14 protein-coding genes are annotated in these 14768 nt (G+C 66.2%); 4 read left to right on the top strand and 10 right to left on the bottom strand.

Translation table 11 applies throughout. The features are described from left to right. Window positions 1-148: 148 nt before the first annotated feature. The 3 genes from N2604_RS12080 to N2604_RS12070 form a co-directional block, all read right to left on the bottom strand. Window positions 149-484 (bottom strand): hypothetical protein, encoded by a 336-nt coding sequence (locus tag N2604_RS12080; protein ID WP_260374867.1) that lies wholly within the window; start codon window positions 482-484, stop codon window positions 149-151. An 88-nt stretch (window positions 485-572) separates the two neighbouring features. Further along, window positions 573-1064 carry an Hsp20/alpha crystallin family protein gene (locus tag N2604_RS12075; protein ID WP_260374866.1) on the bottom strand — a complete coding sequence of 164 codons (492 nt, stop codon included), beginning with the start codon at window positions 1062-1064 and terminating at the stop codon, window positions 573-575. Window positions 1065-1144: 80 nt separating this feature from the next. After that, entirely contained in the window at window positions 1145-1606 is a 462-nt protein-coding gene (locus tag N2604_RS12070) for an Hsp20 family protein (RefSeq protein ID WP_260374865.1), read from the bottom strand. A 307-nt stretch (window positions 1607-1913) separates the two neighbouring features. Here N2604_RS12070 and N2604_RS12065 point away from each other — a divergent pair, with 307 nt between their 5' ends. Further along, window positions 1914-3476, top strand: coding sequence for a hypothetical protein (locus tag N2604_RS12065; RefSeq protein WP_260374864.1), 1563 nt, complete (start codon window positions 1914-1916; stop codon window positions 3474-3476). Here N2604_RS12065 and N2604_RS12060 read toward each other — a convergent pair. Beyond that, window positions 3465-4766 (bottom strand): MFS transporter, encoded by a 1302-nt coding sequence (locus N2604_RS12060; protein ID WP_260374863.1) that lies wholly within the window; start codon window positions 4764-4766, stop codon window positions 3465-3467. The two genes, N2604_RS12065 and N2604_RS12060, sit on opposite strands and share 12 nt — an antisense overlap. A gap of 353 nt (window positions 4767-5119) precedes the next feature. On the opposite strand from N2604_RS12060, the gene N2604_RS12055 reads away from it, so the two are divergent. Both N2604_RS12055 and N2604_RS12050 read left to right on the top strand, forming a co-directional pair. Beyond that, on the top strand, window positions 5120-6853 hold the full coding sequence (locus N2604_RS12055) for an FAD-dependent oxidoreductase (RefSeq protein ID WP_260374862.1): 1734 nt from the start codon (window positions 5120-5122) through the stop codon (window positions 6851-6853). Window positions 6854-6930: 77 nt separating this feature from the next. After that, complete coding sequence (locus tag N2604_RS12050; RefSeq protein ID WP_260374861.1) at window positions 6931-7725, top strand: IclR family transcriptional regulator; 795 nt, start codon at window positions 6931-6933, stop codon at window positions 7723-7725. Between the two features lie 6 nt (window positions 7726-7731). Here the strand turns inward: N2604_RS12050 and N2604_RS12045 are convergent, their stop codons facing one another. From N2604_RS12045 to N2604_RS12030, 4 genes are read right to left on the bottom strand one after another with little or no spacing between them, the layout of a single operon-like run. Then, entirely contained in the window at window positions 7732-8511 is a 780-nt protein-coding gene (locus N2604_RS12045; RefSeq protein WP_260374860.1) for an SDR family NAD(P)-dependent oxidoreductase, read from the bottom strand. Between the two features lie 39 nt (window positions 8512-8550). After that, on the bottom strand, window positions 8551-9294 hold the full coding sequence (locus N2604_RS12040; RefSeq protein WP_260374859.1) for an aspartate/glutamate racemase family protein: 744 nt from the start codon (window positions 9292-9294) through the stop codon (window positions 8551-8553). A 10-nt stretch (window positions 9295-9304) separates the two neighbouring features. Next, window positions 9305-10570, bottom strand: a complete 1266-nt coding sequence (locus tag N2604_RS12035) for an FAD-binding oxidoreductase (protein ID WP_260374858.1) — start codon at window positions 10568-10570, stop codon at window positions 9305-9307. Window positions 10571-10574: 4 nt separating this feature from the next. Continuing rightward, window positions 10575-12236: a thiamine pyrophosphate-binding protein gene (locus N2604_RS12030; protein ID WP_260374857.1), complete on the bottom strand. Its 1662-nt coding sequence runs from the start codon at window positions 12234-12236 to the stop codon at window positions 10575-10577. 214 nt (window positions 12237-12450) lie between these two features. Here N2604_RS12030 and N2604_RS12025 point away from each other — a divergent pair, with 214 nt between their 5' ends. Continuing rightward, the gene (locus N2604_RS12025) at window positions 12451-13140 is read left to right on the top strand and encodes an aspartate/glutamate racemase family protein (protein WP_260374856.1); all 690 of its coding nucleotides are present in this window, start codon (window positions 12451-12453) and stop codon (window positions 13138-13140) included. 31 nt (window positions 13141-13171) lie between these two features. Here N2604_RS12025 and N2604_RS12020 read toward each other — a convergent pair whose 3' ends face one another. Then, complete coding sequence (locus N2604_RS12020; RefSeq protein WP_260374855.1) at window positions 13172-13957, bottom strand: ABC transporter permease; 786 nt, start codon at window positions 13955-13957, stop codon at window positions 13172-13174. After that, complete coding sequence (locus N2604_RS12015) at window positions 13954-14766, bottom strand: ABC transporter permease (protein WP_260374854.1); 813 nt, start codon at window positions 14764-14766, stop codon at window positions 13954-13956. Before N2604_RS12015 ends, N2604_RS12020 begins: the two co-directional genes overlap by 4 nt. Between the last annotated feature and the right edge of the window lie 2 nt (window positions 14767-14768).

Genomic DNA, 14768 nt, shown 5'->3' with positions numbered 1-14768 from the left:
CCGCTTGTGTTGTGGGGATAGTCAAAACCGTGGCTTCAGCCTTCGTCGCCGGACGCGACGATCATGCCCTGCAGGACCAGAAGCGGGACGGTCCAGGCTGCCGCGGCTTGGCCGAGCAGCACGAGCCCGAGGACGGTGGGCGTGAACATCATGCCGCGCGCCCTTCGGCGGCGGCCCATGGCCGCCGCAACCGCATCGGCACGCCGCCGCCCCGCGGCGGGTCGTCATTGTCGTTGTCGCCGTCGAGCTTGCGCAAGGCGGCCAGAATGTCGGCGAGCCGGACCGTGTGGCTCATGCCGGGAATCTCGCGCAAGGCGGGACAGGATTCGACCGCGTACATGTCCGATGCCCAGGACGACAGGATGATGCGCTTCTCGGGCGGAGAGAGCTCCGCGGCATTCAGCACGTCGGCAGGCGCGTCGTAGTGGGCGGCAGGATGAAACAGCGGATTGAGAGTGCCGGAACTGGTATTCACGTTGGTCATCGGTTAAGTCTCCCACATGCTCCTTTCCAGGGGGACGGCTTGTTGACGATGAGACGGCGGCGCCACATCGCCGCCGTCCCGCTTGACGTTAATGCGTATTGATCGCGATGCGCTTGACGCCTTCGCGCGCCTTCTCCGATTTCGGCAGCGACACGGTCAGGACGCCGTTCTTGAACGACGCCTCGGCCTTGTCCTCCTCGACACCCTCCAGCGGAATCTGCCGCTCGAAGGCGCCGTAATAGCGCTCGGTGAAGAACCTGCCTTCCCCCTCGCGCTCCGCCTTCTTCTCGCCGCGGACGGTGAGGACACCATTGGCGATCTCGACCTGGACGTCCTTCTCCGTCAGGCCGGGAAGCTCGGCCGAGACGGTCAGCGTCTTGTCGGTCTCGCTGAGCTCGACCTTCGGCCAGCCGAAACGGCCTTCCATCAGCGGCGACAGGCCGGTCCCGCCGAAGCCGCGGAAGACATCGTCGAACAGACGGTTCATCTCGCGGTGAAGCGTCAGGAACGGATCGAAATTGTCGCGCGCCGGCGCAAGCTCCTGGTTTCTCGACCAGGGAATGAGATCACGAAAAGCCATGGTACTCTCCTTCATTCATGCATCGGGAGCGCGGCCCGCGCATGCACGCGCCGCGTTCCGCCACCCGTTCGATCGAGCGCTCAGGCTGCCTTCTTCTGCTCGATCTGCGATGCCGCAGGAGCGCCGCCCGCGATCTGAATGCGGCGCGGCTTCATGGCTTCCGGAACCTCGCGGACGAGGTCGATGATCAGGAGCCCGTCCTGGAACGAGGCCTGCTTCACCTGGACATAGTCGGCGAGGTTGAACACGCGCCGGAACGGACGCGCGGCGATGCCCTGGTACAAATATTCGCGCGCGGCGGTCTCGGGCTTCCTGCCCTCGATGGTGAGCGCGTTCTGCTCGGCCGTCACGGTGATGTCGTTAACGCCGAACCCCGCTACGGCAAGGCTGATCCGATAGTGATCTTCGCCGGAGCGCTCGATATTGTAGGGGGGATAATTGTCCTCGGTCGCCTGGCGCAGCGTGCTGTCGACGAGGTCGGCCAGGTGGTCGAAGCCGATGGTGGAGCGCCACAGGGGCGCGAAGTCAAAACTGGTCCTCATAACCAAGTCCTCCAAAGAGCAAGATGGATACGAAGGAGCGCAAGGCGGGGATTCAGACGGGTCCGAAACGACCTGCCCGGCGCCCGTGCCGGACCCGGTTGGCATCCGGCACACCGCTCTCGCGGCGAAAAACGACTTAGAAAACCGGCAACCGGTTTCAAGAGGGGCCGACGAAATTTTTTAGCCCCCGTCGATAGCCCGCCGGGCCCGGACGCTCTCGTCGGCAACGGCAACGTAATAGGGATAAAATAGCCGGGTCGAGGGTAAGGCCAGATTGCCTCCGGGCGTCTGACCCCGGGCAACGCGCATGACGAAGCAGGCGGCAGCACACCGTAGACCAGGGTTCCGACCGCCTCCAGCCGGTTTCGCGGCCGGCGCGATTGCCCTGCTCGCCGCCGCAACGGCCTGTGCGGCGCAGGCCGACGACATCGCCATCTCGCCTGCCGGACTGAAGCCGATCGGAACGATCGATGCGCGATTTCAGTCCTACAATATCGAAATGGTGGAGGTGACCGGCGGGCGGTTCTGGAAACCTTATCCGCGAAACGCGCGCGGCTTCGACCAACGCGATCGTTACAGCGCGCGCCCGCCGATCGATCTTGCCAATGCGCGACTGCGCCGGCTCGCGGCGGCGTTGTCGCCGGCCTATCTGCGCGTGAGCGGCACCTGGGCCAATGCGACGTTCTTTGCGGAGGGGCCGGGAGAGCCGCCGCAGGGATTCAACTCGGTGCTCAGCCGGGCGCAATGGCGCGGCGTGGTGGAGTTCGCGCGTGCGGTCGATGCGGAGATCGTCACCTCCTTTGCGATCAGTCCCGGCAGCCGCGATGCCAACGGCATCTGGAAGCCGGATCAGGCGCAGCAGCTGGTCGAGGCGACGCGCGCGCTGGGTGGCCGCATCGCCGCCGCCGAATTCATGAACGAGCCGACGCTCGCGGCGACGAACGGCGCACCGGCGGGCTATGATGCGGCCGGCTATGGCCGCGACTTCAAGGTCTTCCGCGATTGGATGCGGCGCGCCGCACCGGAGACGCTGATCCTCGGCCCGGGCTCGGCCGGCGATGCACCATCGCCATCCGGCGCGGGGCTCACCACACGCGATCTGCTTGCCGCATCCGGTCCCGGCGTCGACCGGTTCTCCTATCACCATTACAACACGATCTCGCCGCGCTGCGGCGGGCACGACGATCCGGCGCAGGCCCTCTCGGAGCAATGGCTGGGCCGCACGGATACGACACTCGGCACCTACCGGGCGCTGCGCGACGCATTCGAGCCGGGCAAGCCGATCTGGCTGACCGAGACGGCCGATGCCGCCTGCGGCGGCGGCTTATGGGACCCGACCTTTCTCGACACCTTCCGCTATCTCGACCAGCTCGGACGCCTGGCGAAGGCCGGCGTCCAGGTGGTGATGCACAACACGCTCACCGCCAGCGATTACGGCCTGCTCGAGGAAACAACGCTCAGGCCGCGGCCGAGCTATTGGGCCGCGCTGCTCTGGCGCCGGCTGATGGGAACGATCGTGCTCGACATAGGCAAGGCTGCGCCGCGCGATCTCCATCTTTATGCGCATTGCCATACAGCCAGGGCAGGTGCGGTGTCGCTGCTCGCGATCAACACGTCCGGCAGCACATCGCGCACGCTATCGCTGCCGGACCCCGCCGAGCGGTACACACTGCACGCGAGGCGGCTGCAGGGCACGATTGTGCAATTGAACGGCAAGACCCTCGCGCTGACCAATGGCGGCCGGCTGCCGCCGCTCCAGCCACGCGCAGCACCGCCGGGCGCGATTCGGCTCGCGCCAACGACGATCACCTTCGTGGTGCTTCCGACCGCTGCAAATCCGGCTTGCCTGTCCCGACGCTCAGGATCTTAGCGAGTCCCGCGCGGTCTCCGGCGCCATCAGCGTTGCGAGGATCGTGATGACCGACAGCGCAACGATGTAGACCGACACCGCCCAATACGATCCGGCCCATGCCAGCAGCGCAGCCGCGATCAGCGGCGAGAAGCCGCCGCTGAGCGCCGCCGCGACGTTGGCGCCGAGCGAGGCGCCGCTGTAGCGCACCTGGGTGCGGAACAGCTCCGGCATGAACGCGGCCTTCGGCCCGAACAGCAGCGCATGGGTGAGCGTCATCGTGACGACGAGCGCAAGCGTGATCAGCGCCGGCTCCCTGGTGTCGAGGAACCAGAACAGCGGAAACGCCAGCGCCACCGAGAACACGCCGCCGGCCAGATACAGCGCCTTGCGTCCGAAGATATCGGACAGCCAGCCGGCCAGCGGCAGCGTCGCGAACTCGACGATCGCGGCATAGACCACCGCATCCAGGATCACCTGCCGGGGCAGGCCGAGCTTGGTCGTGGCGTAAACCACCGTGAACACGGTGAGGAGATAGGCGAGCCCGACTTCCGACACCGTGATGCCGATGGCGAGCAGAAAGCTGCGCCAGTCGCGGCGCAGCACCTCGAGGGCCGGTTGCGCCAGCACCTCCTTGCGCTCGACGATCTCCTTGAAGTGAGGCGTCTCCGCGAGCTTGAGCCGCACGATGAAGCCGACGCCGACGAGCAGAACGCTGATCAGGAACGGCACGCGCCAGCCCCAGCTGAGAAAATCCGCCTCGGGCAGCTTCGTCATCAGGCCGAAGATGCCGGTCGATGCGGCGACGCCGACGGGAAAGCCGACCTGCACCAGGCTGCCGTAGAAGCCGCGGCGATTGCCGGCGTGCTCGATCACCATCACGACCGCGCCGCTCCACTCGCCCCCGAGCCCGATGCCCTGAACGAAACGGAGGATCACGAGCAGAATCGGAGCCCAGACGCCGATCTGATCGTAAGTCGGCAGGCAGCCGATCAGGAAGGTGCCGAGCCCCATCGCGATCATGGTCGCCACCAGCATGGTCTTGCGGCCGACCCGGTCGCCGTAATGCCCGATGATGGCGCCGCCGATCGGCCGCGCGACGAAGCCGACCGCATAGGTCGAGAATGCCGCGAGCGTGCCGACGAAGGGATCGAAGCTCGGGAAAAACAGCTTGTTGAAGACGAGGGCCGCCGCCGTGCCGTAGATCAGGAAATCGTACCACTCGATCGCGGTGCCGAGCGCACTCGCCCACACCACATGCGCCGTCGTCGATCTCTCCGCAGCCGCGGAGACCCCCGTTGCTGTCGTCATGCCCTGCCCCAACGATTCCAGTGGGCATCATGGCCAAACGTGCGGGGGGTTGCAACCAGGGGAGGAGTCGTCTTCTCACAGGATAACGGCGCGGGATTTTTGCGCAGGTGTCGCAACACCCGTCATTGCGAGGAGCCCTTGCGACGAAGCAATCCAGACTGCCTCCGCGGAAAGACTCTGGATTGCTTCGCGGAGCCTGTCATCGGGTCGCGCTTCGCGCGGACCCGTTGGCTCGCAATGACGGGTGTTGAGGCAGGGACACCCCTTACATGGCATTACCCGGCCACCCGGCACCTCCTGTTCGCCATTGACAAACTAATTTTCTATTATCTAATTAAGAGGTGAGGCCCGATATGGCTGGCAACGAGCATGGCACCTTGGAGACTTACGAGTGCGACGTGCTCGTGGCCGGATCGGGTTGCTCCGGCATGTCGGCCGCGATCACCGCGCGCTATCGCGGGCTCGACGTGCTGATCGTCGAAAAGGAGCCGCGCTTCGGCGGCACCACGGCCCGCTCCGGCGGCTGGCTGTGGATTCCCGGAACCTCGCTGGCGAAGGCGTACGGCATCGAGGAGTCGCCGGAGCAGGCCCGCACCTACTTGCGGCACGAGGCCGGCAACAATTACGACGCGGCACGCGTCGATGCCTTCCTGAGCGCCGGCCCTGAAGCGGTCGATTTCTTCACCACCAAGACGGCGCTGCGCTTCGACATGCCGCTGGTGTTTCCCGATTACCACGCCGAGGCGCCCGGCGGCGCCCAGGGCGGCCGCTCCATGGTAACGCGCCCGTTCGACGGCCGCGAGCTCGGCGACCTCATCAAATCGCTCGGCATGCCGCTGCCCGAGCTCACCGTGTTCGGCATGATGTTGGGAAGCGGCAAGGAGATCATCCACTTCATGCGCGTGACGAAGTCGCTGACCTCCGCGGTCTATGTCACGAAGCGCCTGTCGCGACATCTCATGGACGTGCTGCGCTATGGCCGCGGCATGACGCTGACCAACGGCAATGCGCTCGCCGGGCGCCTCGCAAAGTCCGCGCTCGACCTGAAGATTCCGATGTGGCTGTCCGCGCCCGTGCGCGAGCTGACGGTCGAGAACGGCGTTGTGACCGGTGCCATCGTCTCGCGCGAGGGACGCGACGTGCGTGTCCGCGCACGTCGGGGCGTCGTGCTCGCCTGCGGCGGCTTTCCACACGACGTCGAGCGGCGCAGGAAGATGTTCCCGCACGCGCCGACCGGCGTTGAGCATTATTCGCCCGGGCCCGCGGGAAACACCGGCGACGGCCTGCGCCTTGCCGAAGGCGCCGGCGGCCGCATCGAGGACCGCCTGCCGAACGCGGCGGCCTGGGTGCCGGTGTCGCTGACCACGCGCAAGGACGGCTCCAAGGGCGTGATGCCGCATTTCATCGACCGTGCCAAACCCGGTGTGATCGCGGTGATGCGCGACGGCAAGCGCTTTGCCAATGAGGGCAATTCCTACCACGACTTCGTCCAGGCCATGATCAAGGCCGCCAAGCCCGGCGAGGAGATCGCCGCCTTCCTGGTCTGCGACCACAAGACGTTGCGGAAATACGGCCTCGGCTGCGTGCCGCCTTTCCCGATGCCGCTGGGTCATCATTTGAAGACCGGCTATCTCATGCGCGGCGACACGCTGGAGGCGCTGGCGGCAAAAGCCGGGATCGACGCCAGGGCGTTCGTCGAGACCGTCAAGCAGTTCAATGTGACGGCGCCGCAAGGCCATGACGCCGCCTTCGGCAAGGGCTCGAAGGCCTATAACCGCTACCAGGGCGATGCACTGCACGGCCCCAACCCCTGCGTCGCGCCAATCGAGAGCGGCCCGTTCTACGCCATCAAGATGGTGATCGGCGATCTCGGCACCTATGCCGGCATCGTCACCGACGAGAACGCGCGCGCGCTCGACTCCGAAGGCCGGGTGATTCCCGGCCTCTACGCCGCCGGCAACGACATGGCGAGCATCATGGGAGGCAATTATCCGGGTGCAGGCATCACGCTTGGGCCGGCACTGACCTTCGGCTACATTGCCGGCAGACATCTTGCCGACAGCGCCGCCAAGCGCGACGCGGCGTAGAGCATGATCAGGAAATGTGTGCAGCGGTTTTCCGAAGAGATCATGCTCAAACAAGGACTCAAGCGCATCGGAGGCGCATGAAGAGAGAAAGCCGCGGCATCCAGTCGATCGAGGTCGGCGGCGAATTGCTTCGCGCGCTCGCACGGAGCGGCGAGCCGATGATGCTGCGCGATCTCGCCCGCGAAGCCGGCATGACGCCAGCCAAGGCGCACCCCTATCTCGCCAGCTTCTCCCGCATCGGCCTGATCGAGCAGGACGAGACCACCGGCCGCTACGAGATCGGCGCGCTGGCGCTGGAGCTCGGCCTGGTCAGCCTGCGCCGGCTCTCCAGCGTGCGCATCGCGCGTCCGAAGATCGCGGGCCTCGCGAGCCAGATCGGCCACGCTGTCTCGCTCGCGATCTGGGGCACGCACGGCCCGACCGTGGTGCAGCTCGAAGAGCCGGCCCAGCCGGTGCACATCGTCATGCGCGCCGGTTCGGTGATGGCGCTGCTGGAGACGGCGACGGGCCGCGCGTTCGCGGCGTTCCTGCCGGAGAAGACGATCAACGCCGCGCTCGACAGCGGCCTCGACCGCCATGGCGTCGGCTACAACCCGAAGCGCGCCGTGAAGGGCGCGAAGGTCGCCGAGATGCTCGCCGAGGTCCGCAAGCACGGCCTCGCCCGTGCGCTCGGCGATCCCCTGCCCGGCGTCAATGCGTTCTCCGCGCCGGTGTTCGATCATTCCGGCCACGTCGCGCTGGTCATCACCGCGATGGGCCCGGAAGGCACGTTCGACGCGCGCTGGGACAGCCCGATCGCGCATGCGCTGCGCGAGTGCGCGGGGAGCATTTCGAAGCGGCTGGGTTACGGAATCAATATTGCGGCGGAGTGAGGGCCCCTACTTCTCCTTCACCGGCACCGTGTAGTTCAGGACCAGCCGGCCGCCATCCGGATAGATCGTCTGCCCGGTGATATAGGACGCATCGTCGCTGGCAAGGAATGCCACGACGGACGCCACCTCGCTCGGCTCGCCGCCGCGGCCGGCCGGCGTGCGCGACAGCACGGTCTTGCGGGCGTCTTCCGAGGTGTAGATGGACGACGCCACCATGTCGGTCAGGATCGTGCCCGGCCCGACCGCGACGACGCGGATGTTGTGCGGGGCGAGCGCGACCGCCGCGACGGAGGTGAGCTGCTTCATGCCGCCCTTGGACATCGCGTAGGTCGCCAGCGCCGGGATCGCCAGCAGCGCGTTCACCGAGGACATGTTGATGATGACCCCGCCACCGCCTTGGGCGATCATCTGCCTCGCCGCCGCCTGCACGCCGAAGAACGCGCCCTTCAAATTGATGCCGATGATCTCGTCGAATTCCTCTTCGGTAATGTCGAGGATGTCGCGGTTGCGGGCGACGCCGGCATTGTTGACCATGATGTCGAGCCGGCCGAACTCCTTCACCGCGGTCGCGACCAGCTGATCCACGTCCGCACGCTTGGCGACGTTGCCGACGATCGTGCGCAGGGCATCCGGCCGGCCAAGCTCGGCGGCCGTCGCGGCAAGGCCCTCGGCATCGACGTCGGAGATCACGACCTTGACGCCGTCGTCCAAAAATCTCTTCGCGCAGGCCTTGCCGATGCCGCGCGCGGCGCCGGTAATGGCGGCGACCTTGCCGGATAGCTTCATGGGTTCACTCCTGGATGTGTGACGATCTCACGGACGCATTCACGCAAAGACGCGCGGGCGCAGCCCGGCATGAAACCAGGTGATCATGGAATAGATGTCGTAGACCGGCAATCCGACCTCGGCCTGAAGCGCGGCCGCATAAGGCGGCATGTTGGTGCATTCGAGCACGATGGCGCCGACGTCCGGATGCTTGGCGACGAGCTCCTTGCCGGCCTCGACGACGTCGCGCTCGGCTTGCCCGATGTCCATGTCGTCCTTCTCGGCCTTGATCAGGACACGGAAGAACTCCTTGCCGTTCTCGGTGCCGACCAGCGGCGTGTCGAGCGGCACGCCGGCCCCTTCGAGATGGGCCGGCGTCAAGGTCGAACCCGACACCGTGACGAGGCCGACGCGCTTGCCGGGCGGCAGGGTCGCCTGCACCCACGGCACCTGCATCAGCGACGAGGTCGCGACGGGAACGCCGACGGCCGCCGCGATCTCCTTCTGGAACAGCGAGAGGAAGCCGCAATTGGTGGTGATGGCCTCCGCCCCCAGCCGCACCAGCTCCTTCGCCGCATCGATGAAATCGGGCAAGAGGCCGGCCGCGCCGTTCAGCACCACCTTCTCCGGCGAGGCGCCACTCACCACGCGATAGAGCACAGGGAATGGCCAGGTCGTGCCGTTGCCCATGTCGCCGGGAATGCGGGGAAAGCGCGCCTCCAGCATCAGGATGCCGAGCGGCGCGCCGTAGATGGCCTTGCCGCCACGGGCGATGCGGGAGGACGGGCTGGCTGAGGTGGTCATGGGTAGGCTCTCAGAGGAAACGATCGGGTGCGAACGGCGCCAGCGGAATTTCCGGCGCCTTGCCGCTCACGAGCTGGGCGACCAGACGGCCGGTGCGGGCCGAGCCGACCAGGCCGACATGGCCGTGGCCGAAAGCATAGACGATGTCGCGCGAGGCGCGCGCATAGCCGATGCAGGGCCGTCCGTCCGGCATGCTCGGGCGATGGCCGAACCAGGTCTTGACGCGCGAGGCCGGAAGGTCCTTCGGCAGTTTCGGGAACATGCTGACGAGGTGGTTGCGCAGGATCTCGGCCCGCTTCCAGTTCGGCGCAGCCTCGAGGCCCGCGATCTCGACCGTGCCGGCGGCACGCAAGCCCTTGTTGGTCCAGTTCACCACCAGCTTGGCGTCGGAGGCCATCATCGAGCTGCGCGGACCTACCTCCGGATTCTCGATCACGACGTGATAGCCGCGCTCGGTTTCGAGGGGCAAGGGATCGCCGACCGACGCGGTGAGCTGCTTCGAGCGGGCACCGGCCGCGACCACCGCGGCATCGCATGCGATCTCGCCGGTCTCGGTGAGAACGGCCACGAGCTTGTCGCCGTTGAGCCTCAGCCCGGTTGCCTTGGCGCGCACGTGCTTCGCACCGCTGGCGATCGCATGAGCGGCAAGGGCCGCGACATAAGCGCCGGGATCACGGCAGCGCCCGGCCTCCTCCACGACGACGCCAAAGGTATAGCGCGGATGCAGATCCGGCTCACGCTGGCGCATCTCGTCGGCATTGAGCTCCAGCCATTCGACGCCGACCTTCTTGCGCAAGCGCCAGCCGAGGTCGTTGTCGAAATTGCCGCGCGAGGTGAACACGTGCATCACGCCGTTGCGCTCGATCAATTCAGGAACACCGGCTTCTTCCGCGAGCTTTTTGTGCAGCAGCGGCGCGTCCTTCAGGAGATCGCGCAGCGCGAACGCCGTGGTCTCGACCCGCGCCGGGGTCCAGCCCGAGAGCAGGTACTTGATCAGCCAGGGCAGCGCCTTCGGCAGGTAAGACCAGCGGATCGCAAGCGGGCCGAGCGGGTCCATCAGATAGCCCGGCACCTTCCTCCAGACGCCCGGCTCCGCCGGCGGGATCACCGAATGCGACGACAGCCAGCCGGCATTGCCGTAGCTCGCCGCCTGTTCGCCTCCGGGCTCGCCGGGATCGATCAGCGTGACGCGATGGCCCTCGCGCAGCGCCTCGATCGCGCTGATCACGCCGATCGCGCCGGCCCCGATGATGGCGACGTGGCGGCCTTCAGGCATCGCTCTAGGCCTTCACCGCCGGAACAAAATCCTTGCCGACCGAGATCGCCCTGGGATCGATGATGCAATGGAGGATCGACGGCTTGCCCGAAGCCAGCGCGCGCTCGAACGCCGGTGCGAACTCTTCGGTGCGCTCGACACGCTCACCATGGCCGCCGAACGCCTTCGCATACATCGCAAAGTCCGGGTTCTTGAGCTGGGTGCCGACGACGCGGCCGGGATAGTCGCGCTCCTGGTGCATGCGGATGGTGCCGTATTGCGAATTGTCGATGATGACGACGACGAGCGGCGCGTCATATTGCACGGCGGTGGCGAATTCCTGGCCGTTCATCAGGAAGCAGCCGTCACCGGCGAAGGCAACGACGACGCGATCCGGATATTGCCGCTTGGCCAGCACGCCCGCCGGCACGCCGTAACCCATCGAGCCCGAGGTCGGCGCAAGCTGGGCGGCAAAGCTGTGGAAGCGGTGATGGCGATGAATCCAGCCGGCATAATTGCCGGCGCCGTTGCAGACGATCGCGTCCTTCGGCAGGCGATCGCGCAGCCAGGTCATGATCTGGCCGTACTGGAACCTGCCCGGCAGCTCGCGCGCCTTCCCGGTCCAGGCGAGGTAATCCGCATGCGCCTTGGCGGCCTCGCCCTTCCACGCCACCGCGCCGGAAGGCTTCAGCGTCTCGACGGCGGCGGCGAAGGCGGCCGGCGTCGCCTGGATCGCCAGATCAGGCTGATAGATGCGGCCGAGCTCTTCGGAGCCCGGATGCACATGGATCAGCTTCTGCTTCGGGTTGGGAATGTCGAGCAGCGTATAGGAGGAGGACGGCATCTCCGACATGCGGCCGCCGATCAGCAGGAGGACATCGGCATTGTCGATGCGCGCCTTCAGGTCCGGGCTCGGCCCGATGCCGAGGTCGCCGGCGTAGTGCGAATGGTCGGCGTCGATCAGCGAGGCCCGGCGGAACGAGGTCGCGACCGGCAGGTCGAATCGCTCGGCGAACCGCGCGATGCTCTTGGCCGCCTCATCGGTCCAGCGCGAGCCGCCGAGAATGACGAGCGGCGCCTTGGCGCCGGCCAGCATGGCGCCGAGCTTGTCGATATCGGCAGGCGCCGGCCAGCTCACCGCCGGCTCGATTCGCATGGCATCGGCGACGGCCGCGGTCTCGGTCAGCATGTTTTCCGGCAGCGCGATCACGACGGGACCGGGGCGGCCCTGCATGGCGACGCGGAACGCGCGCGCCACCAGCTCCGGAATGCGGTCGGGGCGATCGATCTCGACTGCCCATTTCGCCATCGAGCCGAACACGGCCTTGTAGTCGAGCTCCTGGAACGCCTCGCGCTCGCGCATGCCGGTGTCGACCTGGCCGACGAACAGGATCATCGGCGTCGAATCCTGCATCGCGATGTGGACGCCGTGGCTGGCATTGGTGGCACCGGGACCGCGGGTGACGAAGCAGATTCCGGGCCGTCCGGTGAGCTTGCCATAGGCTTCCGCCATCATCGCCGCGCCGCCTTCGGCGCGGCAGATCACGACGTCGATCGGGCTGTCATGCAGCGCATCGAGGGCCGCCAGATAGCTCTCACCCGGCACGCAGGTGACGCGCTCGACGCCTTGGGCGACGAGCTGATCGATCAGGATCTGGCCCCCGGTGCGGGTGTTGCGAATGGTCATGTCGGCTCCCTCAAGACTTCGGCGATGCGCGCTTGTTCGGGAACTGGCCTAGGACAGGCCGAGAGCGTGCGCAAGATCGAAAGGCTTCTCGCAGCCTGCGCAGGCGTCATGCCCGTCCCTGCCGTTTGCACTACAGGCCCTGCCGCGACCATGATGGCGAGCTTCAAGATCTTCGTCTACGATCCGGCCGAACCAAATCGTCGGGAGCACCGGAATGCAAACCATTGGCCTGATCGGAGGCATGAGCTGGGAGAGCACCGCGCTCTACTACAAGCTCATCAACGAGCGGGTTCGCGACCGCATGGGCAAGCTGCATTCGGCCCCGCTGTTGATGTATTCCTACGATTTCGAGCAGATCAAGCAGATGCAGTATGCCGGCCGCTGGCAGGAGGCGGCGGCGAGCCTCGCTGAGGTCGCGCGGTTGCTCGAAAGTGCCGGCGCGCGGGCGATCGTGTTGTGCACGAACACGATGCACAAACTGGCGCCCGAGATCATATCCAGCGTGAGCGTTCCGTTCATCCACATCGGCGATGCGACGGCCGAGCGGATCCGGGCCAAGGGATATCGGCGGGTCGGCTTGCTCGGCACCAAGTTCACGATGGAGGAAGACTTCTACATCGACCGATTGCGCGCGCACGGTCTCGACGTCATGGTCCCTCCCGCGCACGAGCGCGCCGAGGTGAACCGCATCATCTACGACGAGCTGTGCCTCGGGGACGTCACCGCGCCATCGCGCCGCCGCTACCAGGAGGTAATGGCGGCTCTCGTCGCCGGCGGCGCCGAGTGCATCATCCTCGGCTGCACCGAGATCACGATGCTGGTCGGCCCGCACGACGTTTCGGTCGAGACGTTCGACACCACGGCCATCCACGCCGAGACGGCCGCCGATTTCGCGATTGGATGATTTGCTTTCCTCAATTTCAACCCCGTTATCCTCACCCGCTGCGCTTCTGTCGCGCGCTCGCCAGCAGCACCAGCATGAATGAGGCCGCCGTCATCAAGGTCGAGATCGCGGCAATGGTCGGATCGATCTCGTCGCGGAGCGCGGTGAACATGCGCTTGGTCAGCGGCTGATACTGGCCGCCGGAGATAAACAGCGCGACGATGGTCTCGTCCATCGCCGAGATGAAGGCGAAGATTCCGCCCGCGACCACGCTGGACTTGATCTGCGGCAGCGTCACCGCGAAGAAGCTGCGCAGGCGGTTCATGCCGAGGCTGCGCGCCACCATCTCCTGCGCGGGGTCGAAACTCTGCAGGCCTGCGAGCACCGAGATGACGACATAAGGCAGGCCCAGCATCACGTTGGCAAGCACGAGGCCGGGCATGGTCGCGACCAGACCGACCTTGGCATAGACGAAGAAGATGCCGACGGCGGTGATGATGATCGGCACCACCAGCGGCAACAGCAGCGCCATGTGGATGAGACGCATGATCCGAAGCTTCGACTGGCTGATGGCATAGGCGGCGGCCACCCCGAACGGGGTCGCGATCACGACGGTGAGGAGCGCAACCGTCAGCGTCACCCGCGTCGCCTGCATCCAGGCGGGATTTGAGAAATATTGCTGGTACCAGCGCAGCGAGAAGGACGGCGGCGGGAAGGTCAGAAAGCGCGCGCTGGAGAACGAGATCGGCGCGATGATCAGAACGGGGATGATCAGATAGACCAGCACCAGCGTACTGATCACGTAGAGGGCAATCCGTGCGGGCGAGGCGCGCATCATTTCTGCCCCAACACGCGGTCGAGCGAGATGAAGCGGCTGACAATGAAGAAGATCGCGAGCACACTTATTAGCAGCACCACCGCGACCGCGCTGGCGGCCCCGAACTGGTTGTAAAGCTCGACGTTGCGGCTCACCAGCATCGACACCATCACGGTGCGTCCGCCGCCGAGCAGCTCCGGCGTGATGTAGAAGCCGAGGCAGAGCACGAACACCATGGTGCAGCCCGCGAGCACGCCCGGCAGCGACAACGGCAGGAACACGCGGACGAAGGTCAGCGACGGGCTCGCGCCAAGGCTGGCGCCGGCCTGCATCAGGTCGTTCGGGATCTTCTGCATGGTGGCATAGAGCGGCAGCACCATGAACGGTAGCAGGATGTGCACGGTTGCGACCACCGTGCCGAACGTGTTGTGGACCAGCGCGAGCGGCTCGGAGATCACATCGAGATAGCGCAGGAACTGGTTGATCACGCCGCTGCGCTGGAGCAGCGCCAGCCAGGCATAGGCGCGCACCAGCACGCTGGTCCAGAACGGCAGCACGACCAGCGAGAGGATGAGGATGCTCCAGCCCTTCGGCACCGAATTGGCGAGGTAGGCCACGGGGTAGCCGAGCAGCAGCGCGATTCCCGTGACCGCGAGGCTGATCTCGAAGGTCAGCGCAAAGCTGCGCCAGTAGATGTCCTCGGTGAAGACGCGGCGATAGTTCTCCAGCGTGAAGCCGTCATGGTAGATCGACTGCCAGGCCAGCCAGCCGACCGGCAACACGATCAGAGCCAGGATCACCAGCAGCGCCGGCGACACCAATGCCAGCATCA

Origin of the sequence: Bradyrhizobium sp. CB1015 (assembly GCF_025200925.1) — a bacterium.
Taxonomy (GTDB): domain Bacteria; phylum Pseudomonadota; class Alphaproteobacteria; order Rhizobiales; family Xanthobacteraceae; genus Bradyrhizobium.
The sequence above is the reverse complement of the archived record's forward strand: the minus strand, read 5'-3'. Positions and strand labels throughout refer to the sequence as shown.

Bases quoted from the DNA above. Each gene is read 5' to 3' on its own strand.
- N2604_RS12080 (WP_260374867.1), bottom strand. From the start codon at position 484: ATGACCAACGTGAATACCAGTTCCGGCACTCTCAATCCGCTGTTTCAT.
- N2604_RS12075 (WP_260374866.1), bottom strand. From the start codon at position 1,064: ATGGCTTTTCGTGATCTCATTCCCTGGTCGAGAAACCAGGAGCTTGCG.
- N2604_RS12070 (WP_260374865.1), bottom strand. From the start codon at position 1,606: ATGAGGACCAGTTTTGACTTCGCGCCCCTGTGGCGCTCCACCATCGGC.
- N2604_RS12065 (WP_260374864.1), top strand. From the start codon at position 1,914: ATGACGAAGCAGGCGGCAGCACACCGTAGACCAGGGTTCCGACCGCCT.
- N2604_RS12060 (WP_260374863.1), bottom strand. From the start codon at position 4,766: ATGACGACAGCAACGGGGGTCTCCGCGGCTGCGGAGAGATCGACGACG.
- N2604_RS12055 (WP_260374862.1), top strand. From the start codon at position 5,120: ATGGCTGGCAACGAGCATGGCACCTTGGAGACTTACGAGTGCGACGTG.
- N2604_RS12050 (WP_260374861.1), top strand. From the start codon at position 6,931: ATGAAGAGAGAAAGCCGCGGCATCCAGTCGATCGAGGTCGGCGGCGAA.
- N2604_RS12045 (WP_260374860.1), bottom strand. From the start codon at position 8,511: ATGAAGCTATCCGGCAAGGTCGCCGCCATTACCGGCGCCGCGCGCGGC.
- N2604_RS12040 (WP_260374859.1), bottom strand. From the start codon at position 9,294: ATGACCACCTCAGCCAGCCCGTCCTCCCGCATCGCCCGTGGCGGCAAG.
- N2604_RS12035 (WP_260374858.1), bottom strand. From the start codon at position 10,570: ATGCCTGAAGGCCGCCACGTCGCCATCATCGGGGCCGGCGCGATCGGC.
- N2604_RS12030 (WP_260374857.1), bottom strand. From the start codon at position 12,236: ATGACCATTCGCAACACCCGCACCGGGGGCCAGATCCTGATCGATCAG.
- N2604_RS12025 (WP_260374856.1), top strand. From the start codon at position 12,451: ATGCAAACCATTGGCCTGATCGGAGGCATGAGCTGGGAGAGCACCGCG.
- N2604_RS12020 (WP_260374855.1), bottom strand. From the start codon at position 13,957: ATGATGCGCGCCTCGCCCGCACGGATTGCCCTCTACGTGATCAGTACG.
- N2604_RS12015 (WP_260374854.1), bottom strand. From the start codon at position 14,766: ATGCTGGCATTGGTGTCGCCGGCGCTGCTGGTGATCCTGGCTCTGATC.